Origin of the sequence: Candidatus Thiodiazotropha sp. CDECU1 (assembly GCF_963455295.1) — a bacterium.
Classification (GTDB): Bacteria; Pseudomonadota; Gammaproteobacteria; order Chromatiales; family Chromatiaceae; genus Thiodiazotropha.
In genome coordinates this window covers 2,761,107-2,778,476 of sequence record NZ_OY734020.1, presented here as the reverse complement: position 1 = coordinate 2,778,476, position 17,370 = coordinate 2,761,107, and the positions used below count along the sequence as shown (strand labels likewise).

The following is a 17,370-nucleotide window of genomic DNA, read 5'->3' as shown; positions in this document are numbered from 1 at the left end:
GATGGAAAATGAACGTTGGATACTGCCTGATGGCATCGATGAAGTGCTTCCGTTGGAAGCAGGCCTCATCGAACAAAAGCGCCGTGAGTTGCTCGATCTATACAGCAGCTGGGGCTATGACTTTGTAATCCCGCCATTTGTCGAGTTTCTCGACTCGTTATTGACCGGCACTGGCGGCGACTTGGATCTGAACACCTTCAAATTGACCGATCAACTCAGCGGACGGCTGATGGGGATTCGTGCGGATATCACCCCCCAGGCTGCGCGCATCGATGCGCATCACATCCGCTCTCAATGCCCAACCCGTCTCTGTTATCTGGGTACGGTGCTGCATACCCGCTCGGATGGATTCGCCGGTACCCGCAGTCCGCTGCAAATAGGCGCAGAACTCTACGGGCACAGTGGGGTTGAGAGTGACATCGAGGTACTGCGGTTGATGATGGAGACCCTCAAAACCACCGGTGTCGAGGATGTCTACCTGGATCTGGGCCATGTTGGTATCTATAAAGGCCTGGCGCAACAAGCCGGTCTCAACAATTATCAGGAGCGGGAGCTTTTCGATGCATTGCAACGTAAGGCGATGCCGGAAGTCGACAGGCTTCTCGAGGCGTTTTCCATCGCCCCTGAGCATGCAGCCATGCTCGCCCGACTGGGAGAGTTGAATGGCGATAACGCGTTACAACAGGCCAGGGATCAGCTGCAAGGCGCTTCCAAGGTTGTCAAGGAGGCATTGGAGTATCTGCAGATGATGGCTGATCAGATCGCAGTCTGGCTGCCTGAGGTGCCGGTCCATTTCGATCTTGCGGAGTTGCGCGGATATCACTTCCACACCGGTGTGGTGTTCGCCGCGTTTGTGCCCGGCAGTGGCAAGGAGATCGCCCGGGGCGGGCGTTACGATGCCATCGGCAGTGTGTTTGGTCGATCCAGGCCGGCAACCGGCTTCAGCTGTGATCTCAAGACCCTGATAAGGGTGGCACATCTACCCCAGCAGACGGCGCAGAATTCCGCGGTCTTCGCCCCAACCTCGGATGATCAGGGTCTGCAACAGGAGATTGCCCGCTTACGGGCAGCAGGGGTAAGGGTCGTCTGTGCCTTACCCGGTCAGCATGGTGATGCCGAAGAGATGGGGTGTAATCAACAGCTGGTATTGACGGATGGTCAATGGCGGCTGATTTCTGTTTGATTCTGTAACAAATTCTGCAAGAATCGCTAACTTTATCGTAAATCTAGCTCCGATAATGATCGGAAATAACAATTTGAGAGTGCCATGGGCAAAAATGTCGTAATAATAGGAACTCAGTGGGGGGACGAGGGCAAAGGCAAGGTTGTGGACCTGCTGACTGACAAGGCCTCTGCTGTGGTCAGGTTTCAAGGTGGTCACAACGCCGGTCATACACTGGTCATCGATGGAGAGCAGACCGTTCTGCACCTGATTCCCTCCGGGATATTGCGCGAGGGTGTACGCTGCCTGATCGGCAACGGTGTGGTGTTGGCCCCGGATGCCCTGCTGGAGGAGGTAGACTCCCTTGAGAGTAGAGGGGTGCCGGCGTCGAGTCGCATGGGTATCTCCGAGTCCTGTCCGCTGATCCTCCCCTATCACATTGCCCTTGACACCGCCCGGGAAAAGGCACGCGGAAAAAAGGCTATCGGCACCACCGGGCGGGGCATTGGCCCGGCTTACGAGGATAAGGTTTCCCGGCGGGGCATTCGCCTGGGTGAGATCTTCGACCAGGCCCATATTGCCGAACGACTGCGTGAGGTGATGGATTACCACAACTTCTCCCTCAAGCATCTGTTCGAGTACGGTGAGGTCGACTATCAGCAGGTACTGGATCAACTGCTTGAACAGGCGCAACGGCTGCAGCCCATGGTGGAAGATGTCACTGGCACCCTGCATCAGTTACGCAACGATGGAAAGAACGTTATGTTCGAGGGTGCCCAGGGGGCGTTGCTCGACATAGATCATGGGACCTATCCCTATGTCACCTCATCCAATACCACCGCCGGCGGTGCGGCGACAGGCAGTGGTGTCGGTCCCCGTTATCTCGACTATGTGTTGGGGATCGTCAAGGCCTATACAACCCGGGTCGGAGCAGGCCCTTTTCCCACCGAGCTGTTTGACGAGGATGGTGACCATCTTGGTACCAAGGGACATGAATTCGGTGCAACCACAGGCCGTAAGCGCCGCTGTGGCTGGCTGGATGTGGTAGCCCTGCGGCGTTCCCTGGAGATCAACAGCGTCAGCGGAATGTGCATTACAAAACTGGATGTCCTCGATGGCATGGAGAAGGTCAAGATCTGCGTCGCCTATAATCTGAATGGCCAGGAGGTCACATCCCCACCTTCCGGTGCAGACCGTTTTGAGGAGTGTGAGCCGGTTTATATCGATATGCCGGGTTGGCAGGAGTCCACCGTGGGCATGACCGGTTACGATCAATTACCCCAAGCCGCGAAAAACTACCTGGCCAAGGTTGAGGAGCTGTGTGACACACCCATCGATATCATCTCAACTGGCCCGGATAGGAACGAGACTATCATTCGTCGTCACCCTTTCGACAGCTGATATTTTCAGCCGGTTTCCGTTCATGACCCAGCCACTTCTGTCACATTGTCGCCTGCGTGCTATGTGATAGGGGGGCTGATTCCGAATCGAGTTTATCAGATTGCTATCCACACTCTGCCGAGTGTGGAAAAGTCCTGTCGACTCGATTCGATTTCGGCCAAAATGAAAACGTGATCTGGATCAATTATTCGACAATTATCAATCGAGTCTTTGACAGCCTGTCATGCCAGGCGAGTTTTTGCGGATCGACCAGGATCCAGATAAATCCAAGGCCAAAAACCAGCAGCGAAAAGAGTGCGGCGAGGTGGCGTCTGAAGGCATCCGCCCAACTGACATCCCCCCCATCCATGCGGACCAGTTTGAGTCGCCAAGCGCGCATGCCAAGTGTTTGGCCGCCCCAGGCCCAGAACCCGGTAAAGAATATCAAAGGTATGATTTCAAAGACAAAAATTTGAAAAACAAGTAACATGATCCCGCTTGGTTTACCCAATGGCAGGGTGATGATGGCGGTGGTCACAAAGAGTAGAGCGATCAGCAGCAAGCCATCGTAGAGGATGGCAGCGAAGCGGCGGATGAGGCCTGGAGCAAGAGCAGCTGTCGGCTCGAGGTCGCTATTTGTCGTCATCTCTTTTCATACCATATCAAGGGGGTTTTGAGGGTCGTTGGGGTCCTGACCTAGGATAAACCCTAATCTCTTGAGGCAATACTCCCGATTTGAAATTTTCCCCCCTGGGTCCATACTTTCAGGTCCTGACTAAAGAGCGATTATACGGAGCCAAAGCATGGAACACAGACGTGACCATCGCAAGTTGCTAACTCTAGACATTATCATCAATGATCGCACTCTCGGTAAAATAGACGCTAAGATAAGAAATATCAGCTTGAGCGGTATGCTGGTCGATATTGGCGACAGCACACATAAGCTGAATCCGATCGTTGAAGTCTCATTCCCTGTCGATTCCTGTGGCGGCCAGAAGCAGTGCCAGGCCAAGGCGTTCATCGTGCATCAGCAATCCGGTTGTCTGGGCCTGATGTTCAGTGAGTTGGATGCCGGAGTTAGACAGATGCTACGAAAAATGCTGTATGGCTATGCTACAGTGGCGGAAAGGGCATATATGCACACTGGCTATAGTGAAACCTCCCAGGCCTTGTCTAAACAGGTTGGTTATAACTATTGACCTAATCGAACCTCCTGAAAACTATAATAATTCCAGCTAGCTGGATTTCATATTTAAGAAGACGCATTCTGCGTCTTTTTTTTGTTTTCCAAGTTCCGCTAAAACTCAAGTATCCAGAGACCAAACATTAGACCTACGAAGCTGACATCGGGCACATTCATGATGCTTGGGAATTAACTGATTTTCATAGCATTTACCCAATAAACTGGAATCGCGATAGCAACCAGGGTAAAAAGGGTGAAGTGGACGGTGTATGTGGCTTCCTTATGTACCGAAAGCCTTATTAGAATTTGATGGTTTATTGCCGCCCACCTCGACTATCTGCATTATGAGCACTATTAAAACAAAAAGTTGGCGTGCCAAGTTACTAAATATATCCTTGCCTGCACTCTCCCTGTTGGCAGGTATTTTCAGCGGATTGGTTGCTTGGTTATTACTGGATCCGATCCAGGGTAAGCACCTGGAACAGCTGTTTCAAAGTGAGTTGGTGCGGCGGCTGGATGTACGTGCCGTGGAGACCCGGCGTCGCTTCGAAGAGTTTATAAGAGAGTGGCAAGTGCAGGGGCACTCTCTATCAAATCACTGGCAGCTCATCACCTACCTCAACTCTTTTTCCTGGCAGGAGTCGGCGCAGCGCGCAAAATATTACAATGATACGCCAAGCTGGTTGGAAATCGGCCACCCAAATGTAAGTATGATTGAGCCCAGCCAAGTGGTACTGATGGATATGCAAGGCAATGCGCGTGAGATCTACCAACGAAAGCTGCTGCCTTTCAGTCTCGAAAGAGTAATTGAGTTGTATCCAAATCATGATGCCCTGAATGTCACTCTGATCAATGGCTACCCCTATCTGTTGGTATGGTCGAATATCGCCTATCAGCAGGAGACGGATCCAGCAGTACTCCTGCTGATCATCGATATAGATGAACGCTTTCTTGCCGAGTCGCAGAAGATGGCCCACGGTACGGATACCCTTATTGCATTGATCAACTCAGATGACCAAAGGCTGCTGGTAAGCAGCGATAACAGGGAAATACCCCAGGGTTCCTATATACGGGATTGGCATGACAGCTATCTATTGACATCCCAGGCAATAACGCACTATCAATCGTTGGAACACAATCTGTTGTTCACCACTATGGTATCGCGGGATTTGGTGCGGCAGAACATAGAAAATATAACCAAACTTGCGCAGTTGGATCGATTGCTTGCTGCGCTGGTCTATGTGGTTGTGTTCTCCTTTATCATCTATTTGATATCTGCCAAGATCAATCAGGTTTTGAAGCGCATCTCCAGTTATGGGCAGCAGGCGCTGGGGGTGAAACAGCCGGTCATAGAAAAAGGAAATCAACTTCTGCAACTGGAGGATTGGGTAAAGAAGTTTTTCCGCCAGTTAATTACGGCACGTGATACATTGCACGACAGGCAGGAGAAGCGGATCAGGGAAACGGAGGTTCTTAAGAGTGCGCTGTTCGATAACTCCATGGTTTCGATCATCACCTTAAATGGGCAGGGTATTGTTGTGGAGGTCAATGGAACTGCACTTAAATTCTTCGGTTATTCCAGGGATCAGTTGATCGGTAAGCAATTGGAGGAGATTGCCATAAAGCCCGATTATCGCACCCGTTTCCGCGAAATGCTGGGACAATGCATCAAGCGGAGTGTCGGCTCTGATCAATGTCATGATAAACCGATGCTGGCACAAACTGCCAATGGTGAGGAGAAGGCAATCGAGTGCTCGGTCATTTCGATTCATCTCCAACACCAGACGGTTTTCAATGTCTATCTCCGCGATATCAGCGCACGTAGACAGGCCGAGCGGGAGATCTCAAGTTTGGCCAAACTTGCGAGTGAAAATCCCAACCCTGTATTACGCGTCAATGACAGGGGTGTAATCGTTTATGCCAATGAGGCCAGTGAGCCGTTGTTGACCTACTGGGATTGTGAGCGTGGTCAGACGTTGCCTCTCTATTGGCGCAACCTGGTTGCCAGTGTCCTCAATGATGGTGTTAACAAGGTCTACGAGATTAATCTGGAAGAACAGATATTCTCACTATTGCTGGCACCCATCAAAGAGTTGGAATATGTCAATATCTATGGCCGCGACTTCACCCAAATGCGTATGGCCGAGATACAGAGCAGACAGCACCAGTCTGAACTTGTCCATGTCTGCCGGCTCAGTACAATGGGAGAGATGTCGACGGGCTTGGCCCATGAGCTGAACCAGCCACTCTCGGCAATTATCAATTTTGCCAGCGGCTGTGTCAGACGTCTGCAAGCAGGAAGTGGCGGTGAAGCCGAACTGTTGGACGCCATGGCTCAGATCACTGTGCAGGCGGAACGGGCCGGTGAGATTATCAAGCGCCTTCGCTCGTTGGTGGGGAAACGCCCCCAGGAACGTGAGGCGGTGAATCTCAATCACCTGGTATTGGAAGTCGCCTCATTCATTGAGTTCGAGGCAAATCGACAGAAGGTAGAGGTGAGTGTGGAATTGAGTGATGAGGTCCTTCCGGTTATGGTTGACCTGGTACAGATTGAACAGGTGATGCTCAACCTTGTACGGAACGCTATCGATGCCATGAAGCAGGTCGATATCAGTAAACGCAAGTTGCTGCTGAAGTCGGAGAGAATAGACAATAAAATGGTCCAAGTGCTGGTCAAAGATACTGGTCAAGGCATGCCGGAAGAGACCTTGAGTCATCTCTTTGATGCATTTTTTTCCACCAAGAAAGGCGGTATGGGAATGGGATTGCGGATTAGCCAGAAAATCATGCAAGATCATCATGGCATGATCGAGGTTGATTCTCAGGTAGGCAGTGGGACGACCTTTCATGTCATTCTACCAACGGATTCTAAACTCAAACTACCAGGTTTTTAATGATGTCCAATCGACCGACAGTTTTTGTAGTAGATGATGACCAAGCCATGCGGAATTCCCTGAAATGGCTTATAGAATCGGTGTCCATGCAGGTGGAGACATTCGAGTCGGCTGATGCCTTTATCAATAGTTACTATCCGGGACGATCCGGCTGTCTGTTATTGGACGTTCGAATGCCCGGAATGAGCGGCTTGGAATTGCAGGAGTATTTGCGGGAAAATCAGATTGCCATTCCCGTGATTATCATTACCGGTCATGGTGATGTGCCTATGGCTGTTAGGGCTATGAAATCGGGAGCGATCGATTTCATTGAGAAACCTTTTAATGATGAATTATTACTGGAGAGCATTCGCCATGCATTGGCGCTGGATGTAAAGCAACGGGATATGCAGGCCCAGCGCGCTGAGATCGCCACCCGCCTGGCACGCCTGACACCGAGAGAGCACGAAGTGATGGTGATGGTGACCAATGGCAAGGCAAACAAGGAAATCGCAAGCGGCCTGGGGGTCAGCGCCAAAACCGTCGAAGCTCACCGTGCCAGGGTCATGGAGAAGATGCAGGCCAATTCACTCGCTGAACTGGTGAGGATGGCGATCAACGCCAATCTGACACTCTCTGAGCCGAACAACGAAGAGTAGACTCAATTGCCCAAATCCTTGTTAAGGGAGCCAAGGGTTCTCGCCTGGAGTCTGTACGACTGGGCCAACTCCGCCTTTGCCACCACGGTAATGGCCGGATTCTTTCCAATCTTTTTCAAACAGTACTGGAGCGCCGATGCGGCGGTGACCGAGAGCACCTTCCGCCTGGGGATGGCCAACTCGGTGGCAAGCATCGTGGTTGTTTGTCTCGCACCTCTGTTGGGGGCAGTGGCGGACCAGGCCGGGGCAAAAAAACGCTTTCTGCTCTTCTTTGCCGCTATGGGCATAGTTATGACCGGCTCACTCTATCTGGTGGTTATGGGGAACTGGGTCATGGCCCTGGCGCTCTATGGGTTGGGAATCCTCGGGTTTTCCGGTGGCAATATCTTCTACGATGCCCTGATGGTCTCGGTGACGCAAAAAAAACACTATGACAAGGTATCCGCCTACGGCTTTGCCTTCGGTTATCTTGGCGGTGGTCTGTTATTCACTTGCAATGTCCTGATGACCCTGTTCCCCGGGTTTTTCGGTCTTGCGGATGCCGCACAGGCAGTGAAACTCTCCTTCGTGCTGGTCGCAATATGGTGGGCTGTCTTCTCTATTCCACTTTTCCTGTTGGTGGAGGAGCCTGTGGTTGGAGCCCGCGAAAAGGCGTGGCTACTTGCGGGTTTTCGCCAACTGGCCAGTACCTTCGGTAAGTTGAAACAACTGCGTATGGCATTTCTGTTTCTGATCGCCTATTGGTGCTATATCGATGGCGTCGATACCATTGTCAGAATGGCGGTGGATTTCGGGCTTTCGATCGGATTCGATGCGAATAATCTGATGGTCGCCCTGCTTATCACCCAATTTGTCGGTTTTCCCGCTGCCCTCGTTTTTGGTGAGATCGGCAATCGGCGCGGTCCCAAACAGGGTATCATGCTGGCTATATTCATCTACCTGCTGATACTCTTGTGGGCCTATCATATGGAGGCGGTTTGGGAGTTCTATCTGTTGGCCATCGCCATCGGTTTGGTGCAAGGTGGAATACAGGCACTCTCCCGTTCCCTCTATGCCCGCTTGATTCCTCACGATCAGTCGGCGGAGTTCTTTGGCTTTTATAACATGCTTGGGAAATTCGCAACCGTGTTGGGGCCGTTGTTGATGGGATGGATCGGCGTACTTACCGGGGATACTCGCCTCTCTATTCTCTCTATTGGCATACTGTTCATCATTGGCGGTGTATTGTTGAATTTTGTTGATGTCGAGGCAGGTGAGCGAGCAGTACAAGAGAATAGTTAAGCAACAACCATGTGTAACCTGTAAACTTCAAAATCACGCTACTGATTGTCTATCGATTCATGGCTGAAGACCCGAAAAAAGACAAGCTCTATGTAAATACTCACGAAATCGTTCCCGATTTCGTCTTCGATGACAGGGTGGCCTCTGTCTTCCCCGATATGATAAACCGTTCGGTTCCCGGTTACGCAACCATTATCAATATGATCGGAACCTTGGCTGCGCAGCGTATTAGACAGGGTACCTGCTGTTACGATCTCGGTTGTTCCCTGGGTGCGGCCAGCATGGCGATCCACTCCGCCATCGAAGCTGACGATGTGCGCCTCATCGGCGTCGATAACTCTCCGGCGATGTTGGCCAGGGCCAAGGAAAATCTTGCTCAATGTACACAAGCTCCGGCGATTGAACTGATCTGTGCGGATATCCAGGATGTGGTGATTCAACAGGCATCGATGGTGGTATTGAATTTTACCCTGCAGTTCATTCCCGCTGAGGAGCGAAGCGCGATTCTGAATAAGATCTATGCTGGCATGTTAGCGGATGGTCTGTTGGTGTTGTCCGAAAAGATTGTTGTACCCAACGATACTGCCCAGCAACTCTTTACAGAGATGCATCACGGCTTCAAAAAGGCCCAGGGATATTCCGACCTGGAGATCAGTCAAAAGCGTTCAGCCCTGGAGGATGTCTTGATCCCAGAGAGTCTGACCGCTCATATCGATCGCTTGAAGGGAGTGGGTTTTTCCACGGTCGAGGTCTGGTTTCAGTGTTTTAATTTCGTCTCCCTGCTGGCAATCAAATGACTGATCCATGGGCATGGCGTCAACCCTACATGGACGGACCGCTGGGGTTATGGCTTGAGCAACTGCCGCGGCAGGTCGAACAGGTATGGCGGGAACGGGCCCACGGGGATATTACACGCTGGCGCCAGATCATTGCTCAACTGCCGACTCCTACGATCTCATCTATTGAATTGACAAGTAGTCGAGTCAGGGCAGGTACGCAGAAGGATTGCGACGAAGAGACGCGCCAGCATTTAGTGCAACTTCTCTCCGGGCTGCATCCCTGGCGTAAGGGGCCCTATGAGATTTGCGGTCTGCATATCGATACCGAATGGCGCTCCGATTATAAATGGGACAGACTGCAATCCCATATTCAGCCACTGAAGGGTAGGCTGGTATTGGATGTGGGCTGCGGCAACGGCTATCATGCCTGGCGCATGTTGGGGGAGGGCGCCAGGCTGGTGATCGGTATCGATCCCACCCAACTCTTTATCATGCAGTTCGAGGCCATCAAACACTTCCTCGGTGGCCACTATCCAGTGCATCTCTTTCCCCTCGGCATCGAACAGCTGCCCCCGGACATCAAAGGCTTCGATACTGTATTCTCCATGGGCGTCTTCTATCATCGACAATCCCCATTTGAGCACCTGGCTGATTTGAGAGGCGCGCTATGCAACGGTGGTGAACTGGTATTGGAGACCCTGGTGATAGAAGGAGGAGAGGGCCAGGTGCTGGTACCACAGGGACGCTACGCCAAGATGCGCAATGTCTGGTTTATCCCGACCACTGAAACACTGCATAAATGGTTACAGCGGGCTGGTTTTAAGGATGTGAAACTGATTGATGTCTCGGTAACCACCGTCGATGAACAACGATCAACGGAGTGGATGCGCTTCGAGTCCTTGGCGGACTATCTGGATCCGCAGGATCAGTGTTTGACCATCGAAGGTTATCCTGCACCGCGTAGGGCTATATTTATTGCCAAACGATAATGCGGGTCCAGTGAATCGACGTAATCAATGAACTGACCCGGTAGTCGGGTCTGGGGAATCCAACTCGCAACCATCGACGTGCAATATCCCCCCACGGCCTTGTTTCAATTTACTCCGATACATTGCTTTGTCGACGCAATCGATTACGGTCTCCAGATCAAGGCCATGATCGGGATACTTGCCCATACCGATTGAGATGCTGAAGTCGATTTGGTTGTCCTTGGCATAGTCGTCGATTGCCTGTCGCACGCGCTGAGCCACCAGTTCACCGCCCTGCTTGGTGGCATCGGGCAGTAGGAGCAGGAACTCATCCCCACCATAGCGTGCCACCAGGTCTTCGTTACGTACTGTCTTGGCGATGTTGCTCGCAACCGCTGCCAGCACGCGATCACCCACATGGTGGCCATGGGTATCGTTGACGGTCTTGAAGCCGTCCAGATCAGCGAACAATACGACCACGCCGTTGCCATTCTCCTGGGGTTGGAACAGGGTCGATGAACGCTCGATAAGGGCGCGTCGGTTGAGCAATCCGGTAAGGGCGTCGATATTGCGCTCGTGGGCAAGCTTGGCACGGCCAAGCTCGGTTTTGGCCGTGAGTGTATAGGAGTAGATAACGATAATCGCGAAAAAGACGAGAAAGAAGATGGCACTGACTGAAAACAGGTCCACATAATCGTACAGCCGCAGGCTGACGATCAGTACCGCTGCGCCAAGGCTTCCCACTACAGCTTCGCCAAACAGGCGCAGTCCGTAGCGCATGCCGTTGCCGAGGATGACCATCAGAAAGACCAGAAAGCCGGGTGAGCTGACTGTGGTGTCTGCCAAAACCGCAAACGAGGTCATGAAAATGTCCACCCACATGGTAAGGCGTTGACGCCAGGGTGCGTGTGGCATCCGCGAGGCGTGATGCATGAAGAACAGAATCTCGATGCCAAAGGCGACAAATAACAGGTTGACCACCTGGAGGCTGGTCCAGTCGCGAACCTGCTCCTCACCGCCGAAATTGAAATATAGGAGCGCCAGACCGCAAAACAGCAGGCGAGTCCAATACTGGGTACGCTGATCCTCCCAGGTCATCCTGTATTGGGAGCCATGTCCATCTATCTTACTTGCTCGGCGCTCTATACCGGAACGCCGATCTGCTGTACGTTGGCCGGAATTGATGTGACTCACACAGTTACCTTCTTGGTTGTTCCATGCGCCCGTGCGCGACCTTTAGCTTAGCCCGCTTGCGGGGAAACTCCAAGTTATAACTAAAATTCATTAGAATCAATGTTTTAACAAACAAATAATGATTCTAAATCCCAAAGTAAATGTGTGGTAATTCTTAGCGAGGATAGTTGTCGTTGAGCCGATTGAGGTCGCCAGACAAATTTATTCGTATCAAAGCTGAGATTGGATTTTCACTGTCAACAAAGCTCAACAGAAAATTCCGGTGTCTCCTGCATATGCCGTTTCACGGCACATAGCTCCATGGTTTTGATAATGCCGCTGCGGTATTTCTCAGGAAAACCATCGGGAAGGGTGAGGCGAAATATGATCTTGAGGATCATCTTTTTCTTTTCATCGCTCACACAATCCATATGTAGATCCATACCTTCGGTCGAGAGTTTGCGTGAGTCGCAAAAATTCCAGGCGTAGATACCCGCACAGGTGGCCAGCGAGGCAAGAAACAGATCGAATGGAGCAGGGGCGCTGGCATCACCGCCGTACTTGACAGGTTGGTCTGTGTCTATGGTGTAGTCACCGACTTTGGCCTGAATGCGTTTTCCACCTGCGAAACTTACCTGTATGGATTGCATGTTTATTCACCGCTTATAGGGGATAGAGCTCTTTAACCGGCCCTTCATTTTTCGTCTCAACCTGTGCATAGAGGTTATTCAGCGCAGCCTGCAATGCCTCTTCAATTACCGGATGATAAAAGGGCATGCGGATAAGATCACCGACAGTGAGCTGTTGTGATATGGCCCAATTGAGAAGATGGGCAAGGTTTTCACCGCGGGCTGTGATCATCTCGGCACCGACTATTCTGCCGCTGGCCTTATCGCCATACACACGGATAATACCACGGCTCTGGCCCATGATCTGGGCACGTCCCACGGGGGCCAGTTTTACCTCGCCGATGGCTGTTTTGTCAGGATCCAGGGCCTGATATGTTTCACCTACGAGGCAGATGTTTGGGTCACAAAAATTGATGGCCAGGGGGACCTTGCGTTTGAACGCCATGGTTTCATCATGGGCCGCGTTGTGACCAGCGATTTTACCCTCGTCACCGGCTTCGTGCAGGATAGGGCGCACACCGTTGACATCCCCTGCAATGAAGATATGTGAATCGCCACACTGCATGGTATTGGGGTTATAGCGGGGGATGCCGCGCTCGTCGAGCTCGATACCGGCATTCTCCAAAGCCAGGCCTTCAACGTTGGCAGTTCGTCCGAGACTGGCCAGGACCTTGTCCACCACCACCGATTGCTCACCCGCGGTGACCCGCAACCGGGAGCCCTCTTCGCTGATCTCGACAGCCTCTCCCAGGTAGATGGGGAACTCCCGCTGCATGGTTTCCAGGGCCATCTGCGAGACTTCCGGGTCCGTGGTACCGCCAATGGTTTGCGCCATATCGAAACCGTGCACATCGATCTCCAGACGGCTCAAGGATTGTCCCAGTTCAAGTCCGATCACACCCAGGCCGACCACCGCCACAGACTTCGGCAGGTCTTCCAGCTCGAAGAAAGTGTCGGTGGTCAGCACCTTGTCACCGAAGGCCTCCCAGGCTGGTGGAACCACCGGGCGGGATCCCGTGGCGATGACAATCCTGTCGGCTACCACCCGGTCGCCATTGTCGAGTTCGAGGGTGTGAGGATCGACGAATTTAGCATACGCCTCGACGAACTTGTCACCCATGTTGTCGGTGCTGTTGGAGAGCACCCGGTCCACAAAGTTGTCGCGTAGATCCTGCACATGTTCCATGGCCTCTGGAATGTCGATGGTCAATTCAGTATGACCATCCACTCCGTAACGGTTGAGGTGGGTCCTCCGATGGTAGTCCTCTGCCACCTGAATCAAGGCCTTGGAGGGCATACAACCGACCCGGGCACAGGTGGTGCCGGGTTCGCCGCCATTGATGAGGAGGAAGCTTTTTCCGCTGGGGCCGACTCTGCTGGTTGCATTCAGTCCCGCTGTTCCTGAGCCAAGGATAGCGACGTCAACTTGTTTTTCTGCCACGGAGGTCTCCTACAATGATTGTGCAGATCGGGATTCTAACGGCTCGTGTGGCAAAAAACAGCCACTTGAATCCGGGTTATTGAATGATTGGGTAAGCCAGCCAAGTCAGAATGGGATGCTGTTTCAACCACTCGGATTGCGGTATGGTCGTGCTTTAGGGTAAAAAATCCAGATAAATACAAAATCAGGTGAGGAGAGTTTGAATGAAATGGCGTCACATTATGCTAATGCTGCCGTCGCTGGCTATGGCACAGCCGCCGGGGACTCAAATGGACCAACAGCAGTTCTTTGAGCAGTCGAAGCAGAAGATGCTGCCCATGATGGAGAAGAGCATTCCTGCCATGCGGAAGACCAAGAGCTGTTTGCAAAAGGCAGACGATCAAGCAGCATTCGAGAAGTGTGCTGAGATCATGACCGCCATGGAAAAGGAGATAAAAGAGAGTATGGGACCCGTGCCCGGTATGCCGGAGGCTAAGCAACAGCCGACGAAAGGGCCGGAGGATATCAAGTACACCCCGGAGACCAAGCAAAATATGCTGAAGTTCCTGGAAAGATCGATCACGATCGGTTCCGCCATGCAAAAGTGCTTTACCCAAAGCAGCAAAGTGGAGCAGATGCAGAGTTGTATGCAGGCGGCCCGACCCAAGCCCAAGCAATAGCCAATAGATTGTCTTGAATATGGCTATTTCTGACGCAGGGTCCCAGGCATCAGCTGCTCAGGCTCCTGCTGCACCGGTCTGAATCGGTAACCCTGTATGATTACCGGTTGTTCTTTTACTGGGGTGATTGGGGGCAGCGCTTGGGGCTGTTGAAGCTGCGAGTGGTTGGCGATTGGTGGTGCAAACAGTAGTGGGGGAGGAGGGAAGTAGTGTTGTCGCTGAGTGTGATGACCCTTTGATTTTCCGTGGCCTCCGAACGAAAAGCAGAAAAAGGCCTGGACCGGGTGAATCCAGCAGAGCAGGGTGATGAGGGTGATCTTCAGAATAGTGGGCATGGGTCCTCATCAGATCCGACACAAGCAAGGGTCAATCGTTTCAGGCCACCTGATGGGCTATGCATTGGGTCTTCTCAATAGTCAGCATAGTGCCTGCCAGGATTGAATATCCCCTTCGGATCAAATACCTGCTTCAGTTGCTTTTGAATGGCGGCAATTCGGGGATGGAGCGGATGGAAGATATCCCCTTTGCGGTCCCCATTGCGAAAAAGTATGGCATGTCCCGCCGCTTTTTCCACCAGTCTACGGATCTCCTGCCCAGGACGGTCTGAAACAAGCCAGCGGAGACCGCCAGACCATTCGTGTAGCATCTGCTCTGAAATATCGAGATCTGCGGCGGGGGGTAGCGAGAGGCGCCAGAGAGGGCCTTGTTGCTTGAAGAAGTCGTGTTGCTGATCCCGCAGACCCTGCCAAAAGTCATTGTCCTGCTCGCAGGTCTCGAGGGCATAATTTGTCTGGAGATACTGCAAACGCTGGGCTGGGCAGGCAATGCGTAGCTTGTGTTGATCTCCCAGGCTATAGGTGGCGGTTACAGGTACCCCCTCGATCAACATCTTGTGCAGCAGCGGCCAGGCTTCGGCTCGCTCCGCGGTGAATCTGAGGCTGTGCTCCAGGGGTGGTTTGGGTAGTACCTTGATCGATAGCTCCAGCAGAATTCCCAGGGTCCCCATAGCCCCAGCCATCAGGCGCGAGAGGTCATAGCCGGCCACATTTTTCATCACCTGGCCGCCGAATTTGAGAATCTGGCCCTGCCCATCGAGGAGTTTGATCCCCAGCAACTGGTCCCTGGGTGACCCGCCCCAGGGCCGGCGTGGTCCACTGAGTCCCGCCGCGATGGCGCCACCGATGGTGCCTATGGCATCGAAATGGGGAGGCTCGAAGGGGAGCATCTGTCCCTTCTCCTGTAGCGCATCCTCAATCTCCTGCAAGGGTGTTCCGCTACGTGCCGTAATCACCAGTTCGGTGGGTTCATAGCTGATGATGCCACGATGCTCTGCCAGTGACAGGATCTCGCCGGACGCTTCACGCCCATAAAACCGCTTGCTGCCATGACCCTCGAGTTGCAGGGGATGAGTATCTCGGGCTGCATCCAAGACCGCAGTTTGCAGGGATTGACTGGAATCGCGGTCACTGCTCATTAAAAACGCTCCAATTCAGGAAAACGCAGTTTGCCCGCATGCACATGCATGGCGCCGAACTCGGCGCAGCGGTTCAGGGTTGGTATCGCCTTGCCGGGATTGAGCAGGGTATGGGGGTCGAACACCCTTTTGACTGCGTGGAATGTCTCCAGCTCTTCATCCCGGAATTGGGCGCACATCTGATTGATCTTCTCCAGGCCCACTCCATGCTCACCGGTGATGGTGCCGCCGACAGCGACACACAGCTCTAGGATTTCACCGCCGAATGCCTCCGCCTGCTCCAGCTCACCAGGATTGTTGGCATCGTAGAGGATCAATGGGTGCAGGTTGCCGTCACCGGCGTGGAAGACGTTGGCGCAGCGCAAGCCGTAACGCTCCGACATCCCGTCGATCATCTTCAGTACCTTGCCCAGTTGATGGCGGGGTATGGTGCCATCCATGCAGTAGTAGTCGGGGGAGAGGCGACCCACCGCGGGGAAGGCGTTCTTTCTGCCTGCCCAGAATCTAACCCTCTCCTGCTCATCCTTTGCGGTCCTCACCTCGGTGGCCCCGGACTGCAGCAGAATCTCCCTGACATGCATGATCTCATCGGAGACCTCGGCATCCACCCCATCCACTTCACACAGCAGGATCGCCGCTGCCTCGGTGGGATAACCGGCATGTACGAAATCCTCCGAAGCGCGGATGGAGAGATTATCCATCATCTCCAATCCGGCGGGGAGAATCCCCTTGGCGATGACCTGGGCCACCGCATTGCCCGCAGTCTCAATATCGTCGAATGCGGCAAGTACCACCTGTTGCCGTTCAGGTATCGGCAGCAGCTTCACCAGGATCTCGACCACCACCCCAAGCATCCCTTCCGAGCCGGTGATCAGGGTCAGCAGGTCGAGGCCGGGGGCATCCAGACTGCCGGCGCCCAGGGTAATCCTCTCGCCGTCGATGGTAATCAGCGTCACCTGCAATACATTGTGCAGGGTGAGCCCATATTTCAGGCAGTGCACACCGCCGGCATTTTCCGCCACATTGCCGCCGATGGAACAGGCGATCTGGGATGAGGGATCGGGGGCATAGTAGAGACCGTAGGGCCTTGACGCCTCGCTCACTGCCAGATTACGCACTCCGGGCTGTACCCGTGCCTGCATATTTTCCCTGTCGATCTCAAGGATCTGGTTGAGTCTGGCGAGACTCAGCAGCACCCCCTCTTCGTGAGGTAGCGCGCCGCCCGAGAGACCTGTACCCGATCCCCGGGCCACCACGGGTATGCGTTGCTGATGGCAGAACTTCAGAATCTGCTCCACCTGTTCGGCGGTGTAGGGGAGAAGCACGATCAGGGGCACCTTGCGATAGGCAGAGAGGCCATCGCACTCATAGGGGATCAGTTCCTCCTCGCGATAGATGACGCACTCATCGGGCAACATCCGTTGAAATTCCCTGGCTAGGGTCAGACGGTCATGCATAGGTTCTCCTCGTAACAGGCCCCAAGCGCAGCTTATAGGTTACACCAGATGAGAAAAACATGGTTCTTCTAAGTTTTTAAATGCCGCTTTCCGTTTCCTATCGAGTGCTACAGTCGGCTCATTCCAAGTCAGGCATGTTATGGCTGTGACAGAACTGAATACCACGCTATTTAGATAATATCCATTGTCTGCGTCATATGCCGACGCATCTATGGCATATGCCTCGAATTAATCTTTAGAATCCTGGCTCTT

Annotated in this window: 16 protein-coding genes; 9 read left to right on the top strand and 7 right to left on the bottom strand. The window is 53.0% G+C overall.

Features of this window, described 5'->3' with window-relative positions:
* The first annotated feature begins 1 nt into the window (after position 1).
* On the top strand, positions 2-1,183 hold the full coding sequence (locus R2K28_RS12655) for an ATP phosphoribosyltransferase regulatory subunit (protein WP_316364818.1): 1,182 nt from the start codon (positions 2-4) through the stop codon (positions 1,181-1,183).
* Between the two features lie 84 nt (positions 1,184-1,267).
* Positions 1,268-2,563 (top strand): adenylosuccinate synthase, encoded by a 1,296-nt coding sequence (locus tag R2K28_RS12650; RefSeq protein WP_316364816.1) that lies wholly within the window; start codon positions 1,268-1,270, stop codon positions 2,561-2,563.
* A gap of 184 nt (positions 2,564-2,747) precedes the next feature.
* Here the strand turns inward: R2K28_RS12650 and R2K28_RS12645 are convergent, their stop codons facing one another.
* Positions 2,748-3,188 carry an RDD family protein gene (locus R2K28_RS12645; RefSeq protein ID WP_316364815.1) on the bottom strand — a complete coding sequence of 147 codons (441 nt, stop codon included), beginning with the start codon at positions 3,186-3,188 and terminating at the stop codon, positions 2,748-2,750.
* Positions 3,189-3,345: 157 nt separating this feature from the next.
* Between R2K28_RS12645 and R2K28_RS12640 the strand changes: the two genes are divergently transcribed.
* From R2K28_RS12640 to cmoB, 6 genes are all read left to right on the top strand, one after another.
* Positions 3,346-3,741: a PilZ domain-containing protein gene (locus tag R2K28_RS12640; RefSeq protein ID WP_316364814.1), complete on the top strand. Its 396-nt coding sequence runs from the start codon at positions 3,346-3,348 to the stop codon at positions 3,739-3,741.
* Positions 3,742-4,069: 328 nt separating this feature from the next.
* Positions 4,070-6,619 (top strand): PAS domain-containing sensor histidine kinase, encoded by a 2,550-nt coding sequence (locus tag R2K28_RS12635; protein ID WP_316364813.1) that lies wholly within the window; start codon positions 4,070-4,072, stop codon positions 6,617-6,619.
* Positions 6,620-6,621: 2 nt separating this feature from the next.
* Positions 6,622-7,257 carry a response regulator transcription factor gene (locus tag R2K28_RS12630; RefSeq protein WP_116447186.1) on the top strand — a complete coding sequence of 212 codons (636 nt, stop codon included), beginning with the start codon at positions 6,622-6,624 and terminating at the stop codon, positions 7,255-7,257.
* A 6-nt stretch (positions 7,258-7,263) separates the two neighbouring features.
* Positions 7,264-8,538, top strand: a complete 1,275-nt coding sequence (locus R2K28_RS12625) for an MFS transporter (RefSeq protein ID WP_316364809.1) — start codon at positions 7,264-7,266, stop codon at positions 8,536-8,538.
* A gap of 59 nt (positions 8,539-8,597) precedes the next feature.
* On the top strand, positions 8,598-9,335 hold the full coding sequence (cmoA, locus tag R2K28_RS12620; RefSeq protein ID WP_316364807.1) for a carboxy-S-adenosyl-L-methionine synthase CmoA: 738 nt from the start codon (positions 8,598-8,600) through the stop codon (positions 9,333-9,335).
* Positions 9,332-10,306, top strand: a complete 975-nt coding sequence (gene cmoB, locus R2K28_RS12615) for a tRNA 5-methoxyuridine(34)/uridine 5-oxyacetic acid(34) synthase CmoB (RefSeq protein ID WP_316364804.1) — start codon at positions 9,332-9,334, stop codon at positions 10,304-10,306. The genes cmoA and cmoB overlap by 4 nt, the downstream gene beginning before the upstream one ends.
* A gap of 24 nt (positions 10,307-10,330) precedes the next feature.
* On the opposite strand, the gene R2K28_RS12610 is transcribed toward cmoB, so the two are convergent.
* From R2K28_RS12610 to R2K28_RS12600, 3 genes are all read right to left on the bottom strand, one after another.
* Positions 10,331-11,479 (bottom strand): GGDEF domain-containing protein, encoded by a 1,149-nt coding sequence (locus R2K28_RS12610; RefSeq protein WP_316364801.1) that lies wholly within the window; start codon positions 11,477-11,479, stop codon positions 10,331-10,333.
* A 236-nt stretch (positions 11,480-11,715) separates the two neighbouring features.
* Entirely contained in the window at positions 11,716-12,108 is a 393-nt protein-coding gene (locus R2K28_RS12605; protein WP_316364799.1) for an OsmC family protein, read from the bottom strand.
* A gap of 13 nt (positions 12,109-12,121) precedes the next feature.
* Entirely contained in the window at positions 12,122-13,528 is a 1,407-nt protein-coding gene (locus tag R2K28_RS12600; protein WP_316364796.1) for a dihydrolipoyl dehydrogenase, read from the bottom strand.
* Positions 13,529-13,731: 203 nt separating this feature from the next.
* On the opposite strand from R2K28_RS12600, the gene R2K28_RS12595 reads away from it, so the two are divergent.
* The gene (locus R2K28_RS12595) at positions 13,732-14,187 is read left to right on the top strand and encodes a hypothetical protein (protein WP_316364793.1); all 456 of its coding nucleotides are present in this window, start codon (positions 13,732-13,734) and stop codon (positions 14,185-14,187) included.
* 23 nt (positions 14,188-14,210) lie between these two features.
* Here the strand turns inward: R2K28_RS12595 and R2K28_RS12590 are convergent, their stop codons facing one another.
* The 3 genes from R2K28_RS12590 to R2K28_RS12580 form a co-directional block, all read right to left on the bottom strand.
* Positions 14,211-14,522, bottom strand: a complete 312-nt coding sequence (locus R2K28_RS12590) for a hypothetical protein (protein ID WP_316364790.1) — start codon at positions 14,520-14,522, stop codon at positions 14,211-14,213.
* Positions 14,523-14,596: 74 nt separating this feature from the next.
* Entirely contained in the window at positions 14,597-15,661 is a 1,065-nt protein-coding gene (glcE, locus tag R2K28_RS12585; protein WP_316364787.1) for a glycolate oxidase subunit GlcE, read from the bottom strand.
* The gene (locus R2K28_RS12580; RefSeq protein ID WP_316364785.1) at positions 15,661-17,118 is read right to left on the bottom strand and encodes an FAD-linked oxidase C-terminal domain-containing protein; all 1,458 of its coding nucleotides are present in this window, start codon (positions 17,116-17,118) and stop codon (positions 15,661-15,663) included. Before R2K28_RS12580 ends, glcE begins: the two co-directional genes overlap by 1 nt.
* Positions 17,119-17,370 lie beyond the last annotated feature (252 nt).

What these genes read in the sequence shown, in the direction of transcription:
- R2K28_RS12655 (WP_316364818.1), top strand. Translation starts at nt 2, where the DNA reads ATGGAAAATGAACGTTGGATACTGCCTGATGGCATCGATGAAGTGCTT.
- R2K28_RS12650 (WP_316364816.1), top strand. Translation starts at nt 1,268, where the DNA reads ATGGGCAAAAATGTCGTAATAATAGGAACTCAGTGGGGGGACGAGGGC.
- R2K28_RS12645 (WP_316364815.1), bottom strand. Translation starts at nt 3,188, where the DNA reads ATGACGACAAATAGCGACCTCGAGCCGACAGCTGCTCTTGCTCCAGGC.
- R2K28_RS12640 (WP_316364814.1), top strand. Translation starts at nt 3,346, where the DNA reads ATGGAACACAGACGTGACCATCGCAAGTTGCTAACTCTAGACATTATC.
- R2K28_RS12635 (WP_316364813.1), top strand. Translation starts at nt 4,070, where the DNA reads ATGAGCACTATTAAAACAAAAAGTTGGCGTGCCAAGTTACTAAATATA.
- R2K28_RS12630 (WP_116447186.1), top strand. Translation starts at nt 6,622, where the DNA reads ATGTCCAATCGACCGACAGTTTTTGTAGTAGATGATGACCAAGCCATG.
- cmoA (WP_316364807.1), top strand. Translation starts at nt 8,598, where the DNA reads ATGGCTGAAGACCCGAAAAAAGACAAGCTCTATGTAAATACTCACGAA.
- cmoB (WP_316364804.1), top strand. Translation starts at nt 9,332, where the DNA reads ATGACTGATCCATGGGCATGGCGTCAACCCTACATGGACGGACCGCTG.
- R2K28_RS12605 (WP_316364799.1), bottom strand. Translation starts at nt 12,108, where the DNA reads ATGCAATCCATACAGGTAAGTTTCGCAGGTGGAAAACGCATTCAGGCC.
- R2K28_RS12595 (WP_316364793.1), top strand. Translation starts at nt 13,732, where the DNA reads ATGAAATGGCGTCACATTATGCTAATGCTGCCGTCGCTGGCTATGGCA.
- R2K28_RS12590 (WP_316364790.1), bottom strand. Translation starts at nt 14,522, where the DNA reads ATGCCCACTATTCTGAAGATCACCCTCATCACCCTGCTCTGCTGGATT.
- glcE (WP_316364787.1), bottom strand. Translation starts at nt 15,661, where the DNA reads ATGAGCAGTGACCGCGATTCCAGTCAATCCCTGCAAACTGCGGTCTTG.
- R2K28_RS12580 (WP_316364785.1), bottom strand. Translation starts at nt 17,118, where the DNA reads ATGCATGACCGTCTGACCCTAGCCAGGGAATTTCAACGGATGTTGCCC.